Here is an 18856-nt window from a genome sequence, read left to right on the forward strand (position 1 = left end):
TACGTAAACATTTAAAGCCCCTAACAGGGTTGAACTCTGTTAATTCAAAAACAATCTCCTGCCAAGATTAATCCAATTAAAAAGAAAAATCTAAAATTAAATAGACATGATTGCACTAGTAATTTTTATCTTTCGTCAAATTTTAACGAAATGAAAACACATCTTATCTTTCTCTTTGTAGTCCTTGTTGCGCTCTCTTCATGTAGCAAGGGAGTCACAGCGCCAGATCCTATTCCCGAGCCTGTTGTTCCAATTCCAAAAGACACTACTCTTGCTGGCCGACTAAACCTTAAAATAATAGACAAAAATCAATTAATATTAAACAGACGATTGTTTGTGGACAGTAAAGGGAACTCCGTTATCATTGGCAAGAAGAATGGGAAACATTGGATGGGATGTTTTAACAGCAATGGCGACGAAATAGTTGTAAAAACTTATTTTGATGAACCTACCTTTTTAGGTCTTTCACAAATAAAACTAGTTTCTGATGTGTACAATGATATTCTGGAGATCAATGGAAATATCTTGGTGGATAGAAGGATGTATGAGAAAGAAACAAGTCAAGATTTGTTTTCTGAAGATCTAACAAGGATAAACATTGCTTCAAAAACGATGATTACCACTTACGCAGAAACTGACAGATATAACTCCTTAACATATATTAAGAAAATGTACAAGTGGTTTGGTAACACTTATAGAATGGATAAAGCAACAAGTAATTGGCTGGGAGATGTTCAAGATTATAAAGCCTACATCTATGACTCAACCCATTCCATTACTGGATCTTTTTACATACAAGAAATCAATAAATCTGATTACTTAGCAATATCAGAAAATACCTATTGTTATGTTAATGAAGGTTATATGTTGTATGGGAAAAAAATAACTCCAGATGAATTCCTTTTCGAGGTAAAATTAATGGATTACCCCACTAATGGAAATACAGCAACAATCAAAAAACTCGAATTGATATCAGGCATCATTTACATTCAAATCAGCATCAAATCAGGAGCAGGTGAAGAGATCAGGAACATCAAAGTTGATGCTGGCAAGGGCAAAATTGTAAACTAATCTAAAGTTCATTCTTTACCTTCGCCCACTATTTAAACAACAACATGAATTTAGAAGAACAATTAGCAGGAAGAAGCAGCAACAAATGTGAGTTATCAGGCTCAGCGGGTAATCTTACAGTATACAAGATCAAGCCGCAAACAGTGGCTACTGTTAACAATTGCATCTTAATAACTGAAACCTGCATTGCTCAAATTGAAAAAAGAGAAGAGTTGGATAAAAACCTATGGCGTTGCCTAACCTCAAGCATGTGGAGCGAAGTTCCTGCTGTTCAGGTGGTGTCTTGGAGAATGCTCAGCAGACTGAGCACTGAAGGATGGGCGATTGATAGTCTGGACATGTTATATCTTGATGACGAGACGCTGGCTTGGGCTAAAGCTGGTGCAGAAGATGAAACAGAAGCCGTAGCAGAATTTCATAAGGATGCCAACGGAAATTTACTGGAAACGGGCGATAGCGTTGTCATCACAAAAACCCTAGATGTAAAAGGTTCTTCTTTAAGCGCAAAATTAGGCACAGTAGTTAAAAATATTCGCTTGGTTGAAGATAACACTGGTCAGATAGAAGGTAAAATTGAGGGGCAAACCATTGTAATACTTACAAAATACGTAAGGAAGCAGAATAACTAGAATTAGGTGGATGTTACAAGATAATCCCTACCGTTTATATATCCTCACCTTATTTTGTTGACCTTTCTTATTTTTTATTGTCAGCAAGGCGGTTTCTTTATCTTTCAATAAATCGGCGCCATTTATATAATCACAAAAGGTGATGTGCGTACAGTCCAGGCCATCAATGGCTAATATTTGGCTTCCCGGTTCGATGGAATCCTTTCTAATGATTGATGTTCCCCACAACATAGCGATAGCAATTTTTCCATCAATAAAACCATAATTGGTAGTCCACCTTTTCTGAAACATATCAACCTCAGGCTTAAAAGCATCGAAATAAAATGTGCTGTCCAGAAAGTTAAGCGTAATCACTCCATAATCCAGCAATTTAGTGCCAATAGCAGGAACTACGTCGTCAGTACTAGTAACCTTCAAGTTCTTAAATTTTGCATTACCAATCGCAACAGGAACCAAACCATTTAAGATACTATAGGTTTTTTTTTGGGCACCAAAAGCGCCTATACCGACAGATCCATAACCAATATCTAAACTATCAATCACATGAAAAGGTTTGAGATAACTGACTATATCACTGTTTAACCGCATAAAATCGCTATCGCCAGTATCAAAATCAAGAGTAACGGTACCTTGATTATCCAATACCATCATTATTTGCGGAATACTCTGTGTAGCAGTGATCAACATGTGCGTACTTTTTTTGATATCAAGCCCAAGCCTATCTTTATCATCAGTCATGATGATCAACTTTTTTTTACTATCAATTCTCACTATAGAGTTACGCAGCAAATTGCTGCCAATTACCCCATCCACATTTAAACAATTATAAAATTCCTGGGTCATTATGGCTGCAGGAATGTGATCAAATGCGAGATTCCCTAATTTGATACCGTTCAACTCCACAATTCTTGTAGAATCTTCCTTTTGAAAGACATCAGATATGGATACGGTCGTTAACACTTTAGCCCTTATTTCAGTTGCCAATTGTACACCAATGGCAACCGGAGCTCCTGTATCAAACAAAAACCTGTGCTTTTTACCGCCAATTTCGCAGGTTACGAAAAGCTTACCGTTTAATTCCTCGTAGGGTATTTCTCCATAGTGTTGCTTTGAACTCGGGCCACCCTGACTAAATGTAAAATCCTGAGCCAAACATTGGTTAGTCAACAAGAAAACAACAAATAAAATAAATTTCATGAGCATAATGGTTAAATTGCAAAATACATAATCTTTTAAAAAACTATTTAGATTTTATCACCAACTTTTTCTAGTTAATTGCTATGAATTTGCCTTAATTTTATAAAAAAAGATGCATCTTATCCAGACTGGTTGGTGAATTCCTTCACAATCCATAGACTTAAGTAGTTTTTAATTCTTTTTGGAGTTGAGAGAAATAAGCTTTAATTTTCAATCGTGTATCATAATCTGAAAAATGCTCGATATTAATCACCTGAACTTCATCATTTTCCAGATATACCGTGATCTCATCCAGCCCGACGTCAATTTGCTTTAACATCTTGATATCAAAAACACCAAATCCGTTATGAGTTTTAAATTCAATCTGGTCAGCCCGAAATTCAATAAATAATCCAGCATCTTTAGACCATAATTTACTTAGCAAAGACCAGAATAACACACCCATAATTAAGGCTTTGATATGATCGCTTTTGAAAGTTTCGGCTAGCAATACAATGAACAGCCAGACTGTTAAATATACAGCCCCGCATATGTTAAGAATTTTTAAGCTCTTCGAATTTGCCCTTAATTCGATTCTATCTATTACAGCCATATTTAAAGACAGTGTTTTGTAAATATATGCACTAAAAAGCAAATCAAAAGAACCAATAGTCGGTACTAATTGCCTACCCTTTCTACTTTCTCGTACTTATACACTTGCGTTTTTCCACTGGCATTATAAATACTGTCTTGCTGTAAATCCTTGCGGTATTCGGTCAAAATAACAAAGTCAGAACTTAAAAAGATAGCCTTCTGGTTTGATCCAACCCTTCCATCTCTGGAATAAAAGATTGCAGGTTTCTCCTTTTCCACTGGCGCTCTATACAAATCTCTTTTCCACTTATAAAGATTAGTGTCGTCATCACTAAATTTGAGCTTTTTACAGCCCAATGCCAAAATTAACAACAACGTTATCAAAAAGCTCTTTGCCATGGTTTTTTTTTCTTAAAAAGAATAAAAAAAATTGAAATAGCCAAATTTCATAGCAGTATTTAACATAATTAACTGAATGACTAGGCAAATTGTAACTACCATTTTATAAAGGCATGAAGCACGTTATTATCCGTAAACGATTAGGTATACGAATAGACTCATTTTTTTTAGTTTTCATCTGCGCATACGAGAGTGAAATGTAAAATGGCAATTTGAATACTGAAGATATAACTGGTAACCTGAAATTAAATAGCTTTAGTTTAAATGTTATTTTTAACTTGTGACATGCAAAACCAAACAAATACTTTCTTTACTAAGGAAGTTTATGATGAAGATATCCAGTTAGACGTTAACGACGATGTTCTTGAAAGAATACACAACGACGGAGTCAAACCTACTGATCAGCTTCCAATAGAGTTTGTTTTTATAACTGACACAGAAGGAAAAGCAAAATCTTTGGAACGTCATATATCTTCATCATATCCCAACTATACCGGAATTAAAGTTGAAGAGACAGACGATTATTGGGAAATTCATGGAAATACCGATAATATTCAAATGAACATTGATGAGATCAATAAATGGAACCAAAACATGTGCGATTTCGGTTATGACCTTGATTGTCTGCTAGACGGATGGCAAGTCTTATCAAGTGATTAACGTTAACAATGAAAGTAAAAGTTAATGTTTTACACTAATAGCATTCATGATTACCCATAATGTGGAATTGAAATCAACAGTTTTGTCGAATTTTTAAAGGAAAACAAATAACATGATAGCTTTTGTTAAATATGCTGTGGCTTCGTTTTTTATTGTCTTGCTTGCTTCTGGTTGTAGCCAAAGCGACAACCACACAAATATGGGCATGGTAAAGGAAAACTATACAGCTTATCGCAAAGGCGATACTGCCCTACTCCTGCTCAATCATTCTAAATCCATATTTAGAGGAACTTTAGAGATCAGTTATCAAAGCACCTTTAAAGACTCTGGAAATGTTCGTGGATTTATTAAGGGGGATACACTGATAGGTGATTTCAACTATAGACATTACAGGCAGCCTACCTGGTACCGCGACCCGATTAGGCTATTAAAGAAAGGAAACAAATTAATTATGGGCAAGGGACTTCCCAGGCTTACGGTTGGTATTCCTAATTTTAACCCTTCAGTTCCTGTTGATTATAATGAGAATACGCAATTGGTGTTTGTTAAAAAGTAAGTTACCCGTACCTTTGCGCTATGAAAGTTGATATCTGGTCTGACGTACGCTGCCCATTCTGTTACATAGGTAAACGTAAATTTGAAACTGCGCTTGCACAATTCGAGCAAAAGGATAATGTTGAAATAGAATGGCACAGCTTTGAGCTAGACCCAAATGCAGAAACCTTACCAGAGTTAAACGCTGTAGATTACCTGGCCAGTAAGTATGGCCGGCCACGGGAATGGGCCGAAGAAATGCATCAGAACGTAACGGATACTGCTGCCGAAGTAGGTCTAGAATTTAATCTTGACAAATCTGTAGTTGCCAATTCTTTTGATGCCCACCGCTTAATACAGCTCGCAAAAACTGAAGGCCATGGAGACGAGATGGAAGAGCAGCTTTTTAAAGCCTATTTTACCAACAGTGCAGACATTAGCAATCATGCTACACTCCTAGAAATTGCTGCTGCTGCCGGCCTTGATAAATTTACTGTTGAAACCATGCTGAAGAGTAAGGATTTTACAGACGAAGTTCGTTATGATGAGCAAACTGCACAGAACATTAGCATTAAGGGCGTACCCTTCTTTGTGTTTAACCAAAAGCTTGCGGTATCTGGCGCTCAATCTCCTGAAACATTTTTAGCAGCGATGAAGCAAGCTTCGGAAGCTTAGGGTTTACTGTATTAATTCTTTAATGGCCTTTAGCGCTAGCATATTTCCAGGCCTTCCTGCCTCAGCATTTGCTATATTTCCTGATTTATCTATGAGTACATAACGGGGAATGCCCTTAATCTTTAATTGCTGAATTAGCTCATCAGATTGCTTTTTATTGAAAAAATAATGCTGCCCCTCCATCTCGTTTTGTGCAATCAAACTCTTCCATAAAGTCTCCGTCTGAGAACTGATACACAAATATAAAAACACAACACCTTTACCTAACAACTTCTCCCTTAACAATTTAGAATTACCCATTTCTGCCAGGCATGGCTTACACCAAGTAGCCCAAACATCTACGTAAATCACTTTACCTTTATGCTTGTTCAATATCTCTGCCCATAAAGAATCTGTTTTTAAGTCATTAGAAACATTTAAAACAGAACGCGCAGACAATTTACTGTTATAAACCTTTTCGTACTCCTGCTGGTATTTTTTCAGTAAATCATCTTTAACAAGGCTTGGTTTAACCTTGCTTTTGTAAGCAGCAATAAGTCGTCTAACTTGTCTTACATCGCCATTTTTCAACAATCCATTCAATTGCTTCGCCACGTACTGATCTCGCAAAATGGGATCTTTAATAGCCATTAGATAATCAAAAAACTGTTTGTAATGAATGCTTTGCTCATAGTCATCTATATATGGTTGAAAAAGAGGGACGATCTCGTTGTTTTCTTCTAAACTTCTTTTAACAGTGGTATCCTGTAGTTTTATTGCCAAAGCATTATATTGCTTATTTAGTTCAGGATATTCACTAGCCACATATCTTGCTATTCCCGCTAAAGTAATGTGTGGCTCCTTATAACTATTTTCAAATTCCCTAGCCATTAACCAATAGTACATACTTACAAAATTCGCGTAGCGATCATCACCTCTGGCCTTTATGTCGTTTAAACTAATGCCATTTTCTTTAAAGAAATCCAGTAACAGGCTATCGGTCATCTTTGCCCTATATAAGCCCGTCAAGATCATATTAGCAGCATTGTACCGCATATTAATATCAGACATTTCTTTTAAATAAGGATGATTTTTTACAGACTTAAAATACGCATCATTAAATGCTAAACCGGCTTTTAATCGCTCAGCGACATATTTTTTGTATGCCTCATAATTGCCAGCTTTTACTGAATCTGCAATCTTAAAAGCTATCAGGGGACTAAACTCCGATCGATCAAGGCTATCCTGGTAAACTCTATCCTGATTATTAATAAGACCAAGATTACCCTTAAATGCTATTCTTCTCCCTACAAATCCAGCTGGCAAATAATAATCCAGTTGCATATCTTCTCCGGGAGCAGCGAAGAAAAGAAACTCTATAGCAAAGCTTTCTTCAAGTCTGTCGCCATTTTTATAAGTTTGGTTTAGTAAAATCTGCTGTTTGGCATGGAGTGGTATGGTTGCAGTAAAATTACCTGCCGTATCTTTATTGATGGGCACGATAATCAGCTTACCATTAGTGGCATCACGATACTGAAACGTAAACACATCCAGCGCATTGGGGGATGAAACTAGCAGTTTGTTAATTTTTCCTGTAATGGTAACAGATTTGGCTTTATTGGCAACAAAAGGTTTTAGCTTTTTTATTCCAGCATCGGCTTGTTGTGCTAAACTTTTTGAACCGAAACCTACCAGTAGCACCAGGGGTAAAATCAAATAATGAGCAAGAGAGAGGCGTTTTTTAATTTTCATACTATCTAAAGTAAACAAAAATAGCCAACATACGACTAGCTTATCTGGAGGCTTAGAAGAATTCGGCAGACTGATGTATGCTTCTCATCAATCACTTAAAGATTTATATGAAGTAACAGGCACAGAATTGGATACGATTGTTTAGAACCAGGTTAAAAAATAACATGGGGCTTTCAATTATGAAAGAGATATTCTTCACTTCCGCATAAAAACCAATATAACTTTTGCTGCAATTGCCGTAACTTTGGCATTATGAAAACACCGCCGCTCAATCTTCTGGAAGTTATTAGTAACACGGTTTCTGAGCTGTATGCTACAGAAAAAAAATACTTAAAAACATTTGAGCAACTTGCTGATGCTTCACATACGGATGAGTTGCGCGCCGCCCTATCACCTGCAGGAACTGAAATTGAAAATCACATTTCACGACTAAGCCAAATCATGGACCTCCTTAAGCTAAAGCCTTCCCGCATCAGCGCTGAAATTGGTGAGGAATTGATGAAAATGGCTAAAGAGGTTTCCGGATTTAAAAAGCAACAATCCGTAATTAAAGACATACAACTGCTGCAATGTGCCAAGATGATTATCCTCGTAAAAATTGGTGTTTATGAATCTCTGCATTTCATCGCTTCTACCCGTAAAATGGAAGCTGCAGCACTATTGCTGGAACAAACCCTAAGCGATAACAAGAACACCGCTGCCTACCTTTGTCAAATAGAACAAAATATTTTATACCCGCAAGCCGCTAAAGCGGAATAATTAAGCTTTAAATATTAGATTTTTTCTTTCTCATTTTGCTATAAACCAATTTAATTAAGTCCCCAGTAAACACGTATGGTGTGATGAAAGGCCTCAATTAGTTTGATTCTGTCAGGATTAGCCTTTTTCAACAACAAAGTGCAATATAGACCCTCTTTTTCGCCAGTTTGTTCCCTAATATAGTCGCCATGATTTGCAACATATTTAAACCATTTATTGAATGTAATGTGACGATTTCTGGCGAAACCATCATTGGCAAGACAAATATATAGCAATGCATTTTCACCATTTCTACCGTAAAACTCTTCCACAACAGACAAGATGGTTATCATTACTTTTATATCATGAGGATAAGATTTCTTCAAAACAAATCTCGCACAGGAGAAACCAATAGATGCAATTTCGATTTCTTCATGATCTGAGGAAGTTAGAAAAAAACTCGTAAAATATATAGTATAGGAGTCTCCTGAATCTGTTTGAAATTATACCCGAAGCCGTCATCGGCCGTAGTAACCTTATATTGGCTTGACAAATTTAATCCCTTTTAAAGAAGACAGAGGTTTATTATCCTGAATTGCTTTATCAATACGCAACTTATCCTCCATTAATTTTTTAAATGGATTAATCTTAGACGACTCTGTATTATTAGGGTTTTGGGCTTTCACAGTACAAAAATAATTAAATGATTTGATTTAACCAACCTTTGCAAAAACCTTGTAAATATTAACCAGAAATAACTGGATAATAAAAAGCCGCTAAAGCGGAATAACTCAAAACCAATTGCAATATGTTGTGTTAAGTATCTGAATTTAACAACGCTAACCATGACAGATACTTCACAAGTTACCATTCATGCCGCCCGCCTGGGCGAAATAGAAATACTACAGGAACTCATAAGGCAAAAAGCCGACTTAAACATACAGGATGAGAAAGGGTATACTCCCCTCATCATTGCCTGTTACAACAACAAATACGATGCTGCAAAATTACTGTTAGAGAACGGCGCAGCGGTAAACTCAATGGATCTGGGTGGCAATACCGCATTGATGGGCGTTGCTTTCAAAGGCTACTCGGACATCGCCGAATTGTTAATTAAGAATGGCGCCGACTTAAACCTGCAGCATGGAAATGGCGGAACGGCATTAATGTTTGCCGCAATGTTCGGTAGGCATGATGTTTTAAAGCTTCTTTTAGCGGAAGGCGCTGATAAGACTATTGTAGATAAGAGAGGGCTTTCTGTCTACGACATTGCCGCACAGCAGGGAAATACAGAAGCATTGGAATTTTTGGAAATATAAGTAGTAACTACTTAATAAATAATCAATTACGCTATAGAAAATCAATCCAATTACCTTTATTAAACAGAAGAAGCCGGTAAATTAAAGTTTACCGGCTTTTTCTATATTGAACTATTAGTTGCTTATTAAGCAGGCACTTGTCTTGGCTTTTCACGCTCCCAGAATCTGTGGTTCGCAATTGCCTTTATAAATTTTTCTACAAGCTTTTCCTCGTCTTTATCTATTACTATACCAGCTTCAGTTTCATCAATATAAGTTGCACTAATCACTAGCGAAGCATCATCATCAGTAGCTATCGCTTTACAATGTTTATAGGCCTCGTTCAAAAAGTGTATCGCATTCGGCTCTGCTTGTATTGCTTTAACACTTGCTTTACCACCTGGAACATAGACTGCATCAAACAATACAGATGCTGCGGTCAGGAAACTCTGATCTACCGGGATTTTAGCCTTGCCTTCGGTAGTTATGGTACCCAATCGTGGTGCAATAATTTCTGCTATTGCCCCCGCTCCTTCCAACGCGGCTTTAACCGCATTCAATGAAGCATCGTTTACGCCATCGGCAGCCAAAATGGCAATCTTCCTGCTCTTAATGGTATCTTTTATGGTATTCGCCATACTTAATGCAGGTGATTTTTTTAGGGTGCTTACCACTTTAAGCGACTGATAGTCTTCTTGTTTACCATCAGCAGGTATGCTTCCATTTACAGGGAAGTCTGGCACTTTAGGCAGTTCAATACCCAAACCAAATGCAACTTTTTTTGCCAGTGTAGCATCTATCTGTGTTAAAACACCAAGCATACGTGCTCTAATAGCAACAGTTTTTACTTTACCCAACTCAAAGGTTAAGGCATCTATAATGTGGTTTTGCTCGGGTTCAGACTGGCTATTGAAGAACAAGGTTGCCTGACTAAAATGATCAAAGAAACTCTTACTTCTTGCCCTAATCTTTTTAGCGTCTATTCGTTCTGCGTAACTGGTAAATCCTCCATCTGCAGCTTTAACCTGCATTGGATCGTTATTACCCAACGAGTTGGGATTATAACTTACCTTACCTTTATTGATGGTCTGCCGCATGTGCCCGTCGCGCTGGTTATTGTGGACAGGTACTACTGGTCTATTGATCGGTATTTCATGAAAATTTGGTCCGCCAAGCCTAATCAGTTGCGTATCTGTATAAGAAAACAACCGGCCCTGCATTAGTGGATCGTTACTGAAATCAATTCCCGGCACAATATGCCCAACGTGGAATGCCACCTGTTCTGTTTCTGCAAAGAAATTATCAGGATTTCTGTTCAATGTCATTTTGCCTATGCGAAGTACCGGAACCAACTCCTCAGGTATCAACTTAGTAGGATCAAGGAGATCAAATTCAAACTTAAACTCATCCGCTTCAGAAACAATCTGTACACCCAGCTCCCACTCAGGAAATGCGCCAGATTCAATCGCATCCCAAAGGTCTCTCCTGTGAAAATCAGAATCCTTACCGGAGATGTTCTGTGCTTCATCCCACGCTACAGAATGTACACCTAAAAGTGGTTTCCAGTGAAATTTAACAAAGCATGCTTCACCTGCCTCGTTTATCAAACGAAAAGTATGCACACCAAATCCCTCCATCATTCTTAAGCTACGTGGTATTGCGCGATCACTCATTGTCCACATCACCATGTGTGCAGATTCTGGCATTAAGGAAATAAAATCCCAGAAGGTATCATGAGCAGACGCTGCCTGTGGCATTTCATTATCAGGCTCAGGCTTAACCGCATGCACCAGGTCTGGAAACTTCATCGCATCTTGAATAAAGAATACAGGCATGTTATTACCCACCAAATCAAAATTTCCTTCCTGGGTATAAAACTTAACCGCAAAACCCCTTACATCTCTTGCCAAATCTGTTGATCCACGGGATCCGGCAACGGTAGAGAAACGCACAAACACGGGTGTTTCAATTTCCGTATCATTCAAAAACTGTGCTTTAGTTACGGCAGACTGAGATTTATATAATTTAAAAACACCATGTGCTCCTGATCCTCTTGCATGTACAATACGTTCAGGTATACGTTCGTGGTCAAAGTGGGTTATTTTTTCCCTTAGGATAAAATCTTCAAGCAAAGTAGCGCCACGTTCTCCAGCCTTCAAGGAATTTTGATCGTCATTGATCTTTACCCCATGATTGGTAGTCATCAATTCATCAGTAGCATCCGCTGTATGCGGCATCAGCTTTTCAGTTTTATCATTTTCAGGCTGAGGCACCAACTTTTTATCTATTGCTGCTTCGGTACCGGTTTTAGGAGGTGAGTTTTTTTTGCTCATGTTTTTTTGTTAGTCTTTTTAACCGAACTGACAACACCCTGTTTTTACGATTGTTTAAGATTTTTGCTAAAAAAGTGCTTAGCCTTTTGCACTTTAAAATCAGATTGTACCAATTTAAAATAGAGATATCAATCCGCCTATATTCTAATTTTCACATTTCATGTAAAATAGTTAATTTAGCCCATGCTTGTAGAGCAGCTACAGGGTATTACCGCTCGATCGGGGTCAAGTGCTTACTCTAAGTGAGTCCACCTTGAGGCCACAGTGAGCCCACAGTGAGTCCACGTTTTACCGGGAAAAACGTGGACTCACTGTGGTTTGACAATAAACTGATAGTGGGCTTGAACCAAACTTGAACCAGAGCGAAGTACACGCAGAGTTAACTTATTAAAGAAATGAAGAAATGGCAATATTGGATGGAAAACAATTAACGGGCCTGATAGGCAACCTGGTAACCAAAAAAGGTAAGAACGGAAAAACAATTTTGCAAACCGCCCCTACTGAAGTTAAGCAAACAGAAGCTTCTAAAACAGCCGCCAGCATATTTGGAAATGCCAGCGCTCTGGGGCTCGCTCTTCGCTTAAAACTTTATGCTATAAACGCTAATTTTCAGGATGGCGGGATGGTTAACCGGCTTACAACTGTAAATCGCGATATTATGCAACATTGTTTTAATAAGGCCAGTAAAACATACGCGTTCGACGACAGTAGTTTTAATAAATTAAAGGGGTTTGAATTCAACATCAATTCCTTGTTTTCAAATTTCTTCTGGGAAACGCCGACCATTGCACAAGAGGACAATATATTAAAGGTTACCATTCCTCAATTTAATATTCCTGAGCAATTGAAATTTCCAAAAAACACGAATTATTGTGAAATATCGGTTTGTGTATGTTATGTGGTTCTTGAGCAAAGTTTGACCCGGCATTATGAATTACAGACATTCTCCGTGACAGACATGCAGCAAACGATCGAAGCCAAAGCGTTCAGCTTCTCCGCACCTGAAGGGTGCTTATGTGTGGTTGCAATGGGATTGGGGTACTTCAGCAAATATGAAAACATACAAACCATTTACAACAGCAAGAAGTTTAACCCGGCAGCGATAGTTGGTCAGACGCTAACACCAGGCACCTTCATTGAGCCAGCGGCAAGGGTGGAAAATGGCAGGAGCTATGCAAAGGAATGGTCCATAGTCCATAATCTCAGTTTATAATTCCTTACTTTTGAATTCTACTAATATCAGGTTATAAATGAAACAATATTTAGATCTAATGCAGCATGTGCTGGACGAAGGTGCTCAAAAGCATGACCGTACAGGTACCGGTACTATTAGTGTTTTTGGGTATCAAATGCGCTTTAACCTGCAAGCAGGTTTTCCGATGGTAACCACCAAAAAGCTGCACCTGAAATCTATTATACATGAATTGATTTGGTTTCTTAGTGGTGATACCAATATTAAATACCTTAAAGACAACGGGGTTAAGATATGGGATGAATGGGCTGATGCCGATGGAAACCTTGGTCCGGTTTATGGATCGCAATGGCGATCATGGCCTAAGCCTGATGGCGGTCATATTGATCAAATTACCAATATCATTAAAACCATTAAAAACAATCCGGATTCCAGAAGGATCATTGTTTCTGCCTGGAATGTGGCAGAGATTGAAAACATGGCACTCCCACCCTGCCATGCCTTTTTTCAGTTCTATGTAGCAGATGGTAAGCTAAGTTGCCAGTTGTATCAGCGCAGTGCAGATATTTTTCTGGGTGTGCCTTTTAATATTGCATCCTATGCCTTGCTGACCATGATGGTAGCCCAGGTTTGCGGACTGGAATATGGAGATTTTGTGCATACGCTTGGTGATGCTCATTTATACAATAACCACATTGATCAGGCGAGGTTGCAATTGAGTCGCGAGCCGCATCAACTACCGCTTATGCACATCAATCCGGAAGTAAAAAACATCTTTGATTTTAAATTTGAGGATTTCACACTAAGCAATTACGAGCCGCATCCACACATTAAAGCACAAGTTGCGATATGATAGTAACAGCAGTTGTAGCCATTGCGGAGAACAATGCCATTGGAAAAAACAATGAGTTACTTTGGTATTTGCCTAAAGATTTAAAGCATTTTAAAGAAATAACAAAAGGACATACCATTATAATGGGGCGTAAAACTTTTGACTCCATCAAAAAGCCCCTACCCCACAGACGTAACATCGTGATCACCAGAGATCAGGATTTAAAGATAGCAGGTGCAGAGGTCGTGAATTCCGTTGAAGGGGCATTAAAAATTGCCGAAGGGGATGAAGAAGTGTTCATAATAGGTGGTGCAGAAATCTATAAAATGGCCCTGTCAAAGACCGATAAGATCTATTTGACCAGGGTGCATCAAAGCTTTGATGGAGATGCTTATTTTCCTGAAATTAATATGGATTTGTGGGCAGAAACTGCTTCAGAAACGCACTTGCCAGACGAAAAACACAACATCAGCTTTACGTTTTCTACCCTTGAGCGAAAATAACTTAGCGCCCATAATAAAAAATTGAATACGTGGTCTATTAATTAAAAAAATAATTAGATTTGCCGACTTGTTAAAAAAAGATATAGCTGATATAGACTAATAATTACAAACAAAAAATGCAGGGTAAAGGTTTTATTAAATTTATGGCAATACTATTATGTATTGTCTGTGTGTATTCTCTCTCATTCAACTTTGTTACTTCAAAGGTTGAAAATGACGCAAAAGCGTACGCCAAAGGTGATCCTCTAAAAGAGAAAGCTTATTTGGATTCCATGTCCAATGTTAAAGTTTATCCTATTTTCGGATTTGATTATGAGTTCTGTAAAGGAAAAGAAATTAACCTTGGACTAGACCTTAAAGGTGGTATGAACGTAACGATGGAGATATCGTTATCAGAATTGGTTAAATCTTTAGCCAATAACACTGATGATGTAAACTTTAATCAGGCGTTGTCTAGTGCACAAACCAAGCTAAATGCAGGAGGTAAAGATTATATCAATCTATTTGTAAATGATTTCGAGAAGCTTTCGCCAAATGTAAAACTGGCTGATTTCTTTTCTAATCAGGATAATGCAAGTATCTTAAAGCCTGATGCTACTAATAGTGAAGTAAAAAATTACTTATCTAAAGAAGCTACCAGCGCAATCGATCGTTCATTTATCATCATTAGAAGCCGTATTGATGGTTTCGGTGTAGTAAGTCCGAACATGCAAAAACAAGAAGGTACCAATCGTATCCTGATTGAAATGCCAGGAGTACAAGATAAAGAACGTGTTTATAAATTGCTACAAGGATCTGCAGAACTTCAGTTCTGGAAGGTTTACGAAAGTCAGGAAGTATATCCTATTTTCGAAAACATCAACAAAACCCTTGCTGCTACTTTAAAATCAACAGATACTGTTAAAGCTGCTAGTGATACAACTGCTGCTTCAGGAAGTAAATTAGCTGGTTTAGCTAAAAGTAAAAACCCTAAAGATACTGCAGCACTTAGAACTGATGCAATGGCAAAGAACCCTTTGTTTGCGGTATTGAACATCCCTACCTATCAGGGACAGAACGGTCAGCAACAACTGCGTCCGGGTGCTGTTGTGGGTTGGGTAGCTCAAAAAGATACAGCTAAAGTAAACGCCTTCTTTAAAAGACCTGAGATTGCCGGTATCATTCCTCAGAGCATGAAATTCATGTGGAGTGTTAAAGCTGCTGATCTTGGTATACCTGCAGGTGGCGGTAATGCTAAAATATTTGAGCTTTATGCGATTAAAGTAACTTCTACTGATGGTAAGCCTGATTTGGGTGGTGATGCGATAGCAGATGCCCGTGCTGATTTTCAGCAAGGCAACAAGCCTGAGGTAACCATGAGGATGACTGGTGAAGGTGCTGCTAAATGGAAAAAAATTACTGCGGAAGCTGCTGCTGATGCAAACAATAAGAAAGCGATCGCTATTGTATTGGATAACACCGTTTATTCTGCTCCTACTGTTCAGGATGAGATCTCTGGTGGTAATTCATCAATTACCGGTAACTTCACAGTTAATGACACTCAAGATTTAGCAAACATCCTTAAAGCTGGTAAATTACCTGCTCCTGCTCGTATTGCAGGTAGTTATGTGGTTGGTCCGACTTTAGGTGCTCAGGCCATTCATGATGGTTTGATCTCTTTCGTGATTGCCTTTGTTGTAATCCTGATCTTTATGGCTTTATATTACCATAAAGCTGGTTGGGTTGCCAACTTTGCCTTGTTATTAAACTTATTCTTCATCATTGGTACCTTAATTTCATTAGGTGCGGTGTTGACACTTCCTGGTATTGCTGGTATTGTACTAACCATCGGTTTATCGGTGGATGCGAACATCCTTATCTTTGAGCGTATCCGTGAGGAACTTGCTCAAGGTAAATCGACTGCAATAGCTGTTAAAGAAGGTTTCAAACATGCAATGCCTTCTATCATTGATAGTAACGTTACCCTTTTCATATTGGGTTCAATTCTTTATGTGTTTGGTAGCGGTCCTGTTCAAGGTTTCGCAACTACTTTATGTATCGGTATCCTTTCTTCTCTTTTTGCTGCTGTAGCGGTTTCAAGAGTAATATTTGATTCCATGTTACAAGGCAAATCAGAAATCACATTTGATAACAGTGTAACGCGTAATGCATTCAAAAACGTAGCCTTCAACTTTGTTGGTCGCCGTAAAACATACTACATCATCTCTACCGCTATCATTATCCTAGGAGCTGTTTTCTATTTCAAGAATGGCGGATTAAACCTTGGTGTAGACTTTAAAGGTGGTAGAACTTATTTAGTTCACTTCGATAAGGGTGTAAATACGGAAGATCTTAAAGCAAAATTAAATCCTGTATTTGGCAATGAAACACCAGAGGTTAAAACTGCAGGTGAAGACAGCCAGGTTAAAATCACTACTACTTACCACATTGAAGATCAAAACACAACTACTGATAAACTGGTTGAAGATGCTTTGAAAAAAGGTCTTGACCCAATGGGTAATAAGTATGAGATTGTAAGCTCGCAAAAGGTAACTCCTATTATTGCCAGCGATATTGTTAATGGTGCATTCTATGCAGTATTGATCTCTTGTTTATTCATGTTTATCTACATCGTAGTTCGGTTTAAGAAATGGCAATATGGATTGGGTGCGGTTATCGCATTGTTCCATGATGTGCTGATGGTATTATCTTTCTACACCATATTAGATGGTGTAATGCCATTCTCTTTAGAGATTGGACAGGATTTCATTGCAGCGATCTTAACGGTAATGGGTTATACCATGACGGAAACAGTTGTTGTATTTGACAGGATCCGTGAGCGTCTGAAAGAAGCGGGTAAAGAAGACCTACATGGTGAAGAGCGCAATACACTAATCAACTTCGCGTTGAACAGTACATTGAGTCGTACCATCCTAACTTCGTTGACTGTATTCTTCGTACTATTGGTGATCTTCATTTTTGGAGGTGATAGCATCCGTGGGTTTATATTCGCATTGTTAATTGGTCGTATCATTGGTACTTACTCATCACTTTGTATCTCTACTCCTATCGTTATCGACTTAGGCGGTAAAGAAACCAAGTAAAAAAAAGAAATATAGAATTTTAAAAGGCATCCAAATCGGGTGCCTTTTTTTATGCACTTCCATTCATGGGATTGCTTATATTTGATCAGAAATATACTTCAGTTTTATGCTTCATGATTCACTAAAATTAATAGAATGCCCAAGGGACGCCATGCAGGGTATCCATCATTTTATTGATACGGATCTTAAGGCAAAGTACATTAACTTACTGCTACAGGTGGGTTTTGATACCATTGATTTTGGTAGCTTTGTTTCTGAAAAAGCAATCCCTCAGTTAAAGGATACCCAAGAAGTTTTAAATAAACTGGATTTAACTGTAAGCAGGTCTAAACTGCTAGCCATTGTAGCCAATATAAGGGGTGCTGAAGCTGCGATATTGCATGAGGAGATTAGTTACCTGGGTTTTCCATTCTCCATCTCTGAGACCTTTCAACAAAGGAATACAAACTCAAGTATTGAGGAATCAATGGAGACTGTAAAACGTATACTGGAGCTTTGTGATCTTTCCCGTAAGCAGGCTGTAATCTACCTATCCATGGGATTTGGAAATCCGTATGGCGACGAATGGAACGAAGAAATTGTTTCGCATTGGGCTCAGGAATTGGTACAAGCTGGAGCGAGTATTTTGGCATTATCAGATACAACAGGAGTTTCTACACCTGAAAAGATTAAACAAATATTGCCTGCTTTGTTAAATGATTTTCCTGCTACTGAGATTGGTGTTCATTTGCACAGCACACCGAGCTTGCGACTAGAAAAGATAGATGCGGCCTATTTATCTGGCTGCAGGCGGTTTGATAGTGCCTTGAAAGGCTTTGGCGGCTGTCCGATGGCAGCAGATGAACTCACAGGAAACATGGCCACGGAAGATGTGATCGCCTATTTAGAAAGTAAAGGTGAGGTGTTGAAGCTCAACATGGAAAAATGGCAAGAGGCGATAGATTTTGCTACACTTTCTTTACCATTTTAAAGTGTTGTATACCTGCTTCTTCAAATTGATCGCCTTCGGCGGCAAAGCCAAACTTTGCATATAATCCTATGGCGTCCAGCTGAGCATTTAGGTAAATATAATGCGCATCTTCAGGTAAATCTGCCAGTGCTGCTGCGACTAACGCCTGTCCTACCCTTTTTCCTCTGTATTCTTTCAATACCGCAAAGCGCTCGAGCTTATACCCATGTTCTGTTTTGCGCCACCGACATGCCCCAACAGGTTGTTGATTAAGCGTTGCCAGGAAATGGACAGATTCTTCTTCATTTTCCCATTCCAGTTCTGGTGGACAGTTCTGTTCTTCTACAAAGACAATCTTTCTGATAAAAAAAGCCTGTTCCAGTTCTTCCTTTGTTGTGATCTTTATGATTTTTAATGGTTCCATGGGCATTTAATTTCTTACTGGGATTGAGGAGTACG

19 protein-coding genes are annotated in these 18856 nt (G+C 38.3%); 12 read left to right on the forward strand and 7 right to left on the reverse strand.

Features of this window, described 5'->3' with window-relative positions; all coding sequences use genetic code 11:
• Positions 1 to 150 precede the first annotated feature (150 nt).
• Positions 151 to 1071, forward strand: a complete 921-nt coding sequence (locus ACVWYN_RS08545; RefSeq protein ID WP_457288430.1) for a hypothetical protein — start codon at positions 151 to 153, stop codon at positions 1069 to 1071.
• Positions 1072 to 1115: 44 nt separating this feature from the next.
• Complete coding sequence (locus tag ACVWYN_RS08550) at positions 1116 to 1700, forward strand: PhnA domain-containing protein (protein ID WP_457288431.1); 585 nt, start codon at positions 1116 to 1118, stop codon at positions 1698 to 1700.
• A 27-nt stretch (positions 1701 to 1727) separates the two neighbouring features.
• Here the strand turns inward: ACVWYN_RS08550 and ACVWYN_RS08555 are convergent, their stop codons facing one another.
• The 3 genes from ACVWYN_RS08555 to ACVWYN_RS08565 form a co-directional block, all read right to left on the reverse strand.
• Positions 1728 to 2897 (reverse strand): retropepsin-like aspartic protease, encoded by a 1170-nt coding sequence (locus tag ACVWYN_RS08555; RefSeq protein ID WP_457288432.1) that lies wholly within the window; start codon positions 2895 to 2897, stop codon positions 1728 to 1730.
• A 160-nt stretch (positions 2898 to 3057) separates the two neighbouring features.
• Positions 3058 to 3489 (reverse strand): hypothetical protein, encoded by a 432-nt coding sequence (locus ACVWYN_RS08560; protein ID WP_457288433.1) that lies wholly within the window; start codon positions 3487 to 3489, stop codon positions 3058 to 3060.
• 65 nt (positions 3490 to 3554) lie between these two features.
• Positions 3555 to 3869 (reverse strand): hypothetical protein, encoded by a 315-nt coding sequence (locus tag ACVWYN_RS08565; RefSeq protein ID WP_457288434.1) that lies wholly within the window; start codon positions 3867 to 3869, stop codon positions 3555 to 3557.
• Between the two features lie 285 nt (positions 3870 to 4154).
• Here ACVWYN_RS08565 and ACVWYN_RS08570 point away from each other — a divergent pair, with 285 nt between their 5' ends.
• The 3 genes from ACVWYN_RS08570 (at position 4155) to ACVWYN_RS08580 (ending at position 5738) form a co-directional block, all read left to right on the forward strand.
• Positions 4155 to 4529 carry a ribonuclease E inhibitor RraB gene (locus ACVWYN_RS08570; RefSeq protein WP_457288435.1) on the forward strand — a complete coding sequence of 125 codons (375 nt, stop codon included), beginning with the start codon at positions 4155 to 4157 and terminating at the stop codon, positions 4527 to 4529.
• Positions 4530 to 4641: 112 nt separating this feature from the next.
• Positions 4642 to 5085 (forward strand): hypothetical protein, encoded by a 444-nt coding sequence (locus ACVWYN_RS08575; protein ID WP_457288436.1) that lies wholly within the window; start codon positions 4642 to 4644, stop codon positions 5083 to 5085.
• Positions 5086 to 5105: 20 nt separating this feature from the next.
• Complete coding sequence (locus tag ACVWYN_RS08580; RefSeq protein WP_457288437.1) at positions 5106 to 5738, forward strand: DsbA family oxidoreductase; 633 nt, start codon at positions 5106 to 5108, stop codon at positions 5736 to 5738.
• A gap of 3 nt (positions 5739 to 5741) precedes the next feature.
• On the opposite strand, the gene ACVWYN_RS08585 is transcribed toward ACVWYN_RS08580, so the two are convergent.
• On the reverse strand, positions 5742 to 7469 hold the full coding sequence (locus tag ACVWYN_RS08585; protein WP_457288438.1) for a TlpA family protein disulfide reductase: 1728 nt from the start codon (positions 7467 to 7469) through the stop codon (positions 5742 to 5744).
• A 252-nt stretch (positions 7470 to 7721) separates the two neighbouring features.
• On the opposite strand from ACVWYN_RS08585, the gene ACVWYN_RS08590 reads away from it, so the two are divergent.
• Positions 7722 to 8228 (forward strand): YciE/YciF ferroxidase family protein, encoded by a 507-nt coding sequence (locus ACVWYN_RS08590; protein ID WP_457288439.1) that lies wholly within the window; start codon positions 7722 to 7724, stop codon positions 8226 to 8228.
• 50 nt (positions 8229 to 8278) lie between these two features.
• On the opposite strand, the gene ACVWYN_RS08595 is transcribed toward ACVWYN_RS08590, so the two are convergent.
• Complete coding sequence (locus ACVWYN_RS08595) at positions 8279 to 8593, reverse strand: DUF6169 family protein (protein ID WP_457288440.1); 315 nt, start codon at positions 8591 to 8593, stop codon at positions 8279 to 8281.
• 459 nt (positions 8594 to 9052) lie between these two features.
• Here ACVWYN_RS08595 and ACVWYN_RS08600 point away from each other — a divergent pair, with 459 nt between their 5' ends.
• A complete protein-coding gene (locus ACVWYN_RS08600) occupies positions 9053 to 9526 on the forward strand; it encodes an ankyrin repeat domain-containing protein (RefSeq protein WP_457288441.1) in 474 nt (157 codons plus the stop codon).
• A 125-nt stretch (positions 9527 to 9651) separates the two neighbouring features.
• Here ACVWYN_RS08600 and katE read toward each other — a convergent pair whose 3' ends face one another.
• Positions 9652 to 11838 (reverse strand): catalase HPII, encoded by a 2187-nt coding sequence (katE, locus tag ACVWYN_RS08605; RefSeq protein WP_457288442.1) that lies wholly within the window; start codon positions 11836 to 11838, stop codon positions 9652 to 9654.
• Between the two features lie 403 nt (positions 11839 to 12241).
• Here katE and ACVWYN_RS08610 point away from each other — a divergent pair, with 403 nt between their 5' ends.
• From ACVWYN_RS08610 to ACVWYN_RS08630, 5 genes are all read left to right on the forward strand, one after another.
• A complete protein-coding gene (locus tag ACVWYN_RS08610; RefSeq protein WP_457288443.1) occupies positions 12242 to 13051 on the forward strand; it encodes a hypothetical protein in 810 nt (269 codons plus the stop codon).
• Between the two features lie 37 nt (positions 13052 to 13088).
• On the forward strand, positions 13089 to 13883 hold the full coding sequence (locus tag ACVWYN_RS08615; protein WP_457288444.1) for a thymidylate synthase: 795 nt from the start codon (positions 13089 to 13091) through the stop codon (positions 13881 to 13883).
• Positions 13880 to 14365: a dihydrofolate reductase gene (locus tag ACVWYN_RS08620; protein WP_457288445.1), complete on the forward strand. Its 486-nt coding sequence runs from the start codon at positions 13880 to 13882 to the stop codon at positions 14363 to 14365. Before ACVWYN_RS08615 ends, ACVWYN_RS08620 begins: the two co-directional genes overlap by 4 nt.
• A gap of 116 nt (positions 14366 to 14481) precedes the next feature.
• Positions 14482 to 17448: a protein translocase subunit SecDF gene (secDF, locus tag ACVWYN_RS08625; protein WP_457288446.1), complete on the forward strand. Its 2967-nt coding sequence runs from the start codon at positions 14482 to 14484 to the stop codon at positions 17446 to 17448.
• 106 nt (positions 17449 to 17554) lie between these two features.
• Positions 17555 to 18418: a hydroxymethylglutaryl-CoA lyase gene (locus ACVWYN_RS08630; RefSeq protein WP_457288447.1), complete on the forward strand. Its 864-nt coding sequence runs from the start codon at positions 17555 to 17557 to the stop codon at positions 18416 to 18418.
• On the opposite strand, the gene ACVWYN_RS08635 is transcribed toward ACVWYN_RS08630, so the two are convergent.
• Positions 18396 to 18821 carry a GNAT family N-acetyltransferase gene (locus ACVWYN_RS08635; RefSeq protein ID WP_457288448.1) on the reverse strand — a complete coding sequence of 142 codons (426 nt, stop codon included), beginning with the start codon at positions 18819 to 18821 and terminating at the stop codon, positions 18396 to 18398. The two genes, ACVWYN_RS08630 and ACVWYN_RS08635, sit on opposite strands and share 23 nt — an antisense overlap.
• Positions 18822 to 18856: the final 35 nt, after the last annotated feature.

The organism is Pedobacter sp. UYP24 (assembly GCF_054057295.1).

Bases quoted from the DNA above. Each gene is read 5' to 3' on its own strand.
- ACVWYN_RS08610 (WP_457288443.1), top strand. From the start codon at position 12,242: ATGGCAATATTGGATGGAAAACAATTAACGGGCCTGATAGGCAACCTG.
- ACVWYN_RS08545 (WP_457288430.1), top strand. From the start codon at position 151: ATGAAAACACATCTTATCTTTCTCTTTGTAGTCCTTGTTGCGCTCTCT.
- ACVWYN_RS08570 (WP_457288435.1), top strand. From the start codon at position 4,155: ATGCAAAACCAAACAAATACTTTCTTTACTAAGGAAGTTTATGATGAA.
- ACVWYN_RS08620 (WP_457288445.1), top strand. From the start codon at position 13,880: ATGATAGTAACAGCAGTTGTAGCCATTGCGGAGAACAATGCCATTGGA.
- ACVWYN_RS08580 (WP_457288437.1), top strand. From the start codon at position 5,106: ATGAAAGTTGATATCTGGTCTGACGTACGCTGCCCATTCTGTTACATA.
- ACVWYN_RS08630 (WP_457288447.1), top strand. From the start codon at position 17,555: ATGCTTCATGATTCACTAAAATTAATAGAATGCCCAAGGGACGCCATG.
- ACVWYN_RS08590 (WP_457288439.1), top strand. From the start codon at position 7,722: ATGAAAACACCGCCGCTCAATCTTCTGGAAGTTATTAGTAACACGGTT.
- ACVWYN_RS08585 (WP_457288438.1), bottom strand. From the start codon at position 7,469: ATGAAAATTAAAAAACGCCTCTCTCTTGCTCATTATTTGATTTTACCC.
- katE (WP_457288442.1), bottom strand. From the start codon at position 11,838: ATGAGCAAAAAAAACTCACCTCCTAAAACCGGTACCGAAGCAGCAATA.
- ACVWYN_RS08555 (WP_457288432.1), bottom strand. From the start codon at position 2,897: ATGAAATTTATTTTATTTGTTGTTTTCTTGTTGACTAACCAATGTTTG.
- ACVWYN_RS08565 (WP_457288434.1), bottom strand. From the start codon at position 3,869: ATGGCAAAGAGCTTTTTGATAACGTTGTTGTTAATTTTGGCATTGGGC.
- ACVWYN_RS08550 (WP_457288431.1), top strand. From the start codon at position 1,116: ATGAATTTAGAAGAACAATTAGCAGGAAGAAGCAGCAACAAATGTGAG.
- ACVWYN_RS08575 (WP_457288436.1), top strand. From the start codon at position 4,642: ATGATAGCTTTTGTTAAATATGCTGTGGCTTCGTTTTTTATTGTCTTG.
- secDF (WP_457288446.1), top strand. From the start codon at position 14,482: ATGCAGGGTAAAGGTTTTATTAAATTTATGGCAATACTATTATGTATT.
- ACVWYN_RS08560 (WP_457288433.1), bottom strand. From the start codon at position 3,489: ATGGCTGTAATAGATAGAATCGAATTAAGGGCAAATTCGAAGAGCTTA.
- ACVWYN_RS08635 (WP_457288448.1), bottom strand. From the start codon at position 18,821: ATGGAACCATTAAAAATCATAAAGATCACAACAAAGGAAGAACTGGAA.
- ACVWYN_RS08600 (WP_457288441.1), top strand. From the start codon at position 9,053: ATGACAGATACTTCACAAGTTACCATTCATGCCGCCCGCCTGGGCGAA.
- ACVWYN_RS08615 (WP_457288444.1), top strand. From the start codon at position 13,089: ATGAAACAATATTTAGATCTAATGCAGCATGTGCTGGACGAAGGTGCT.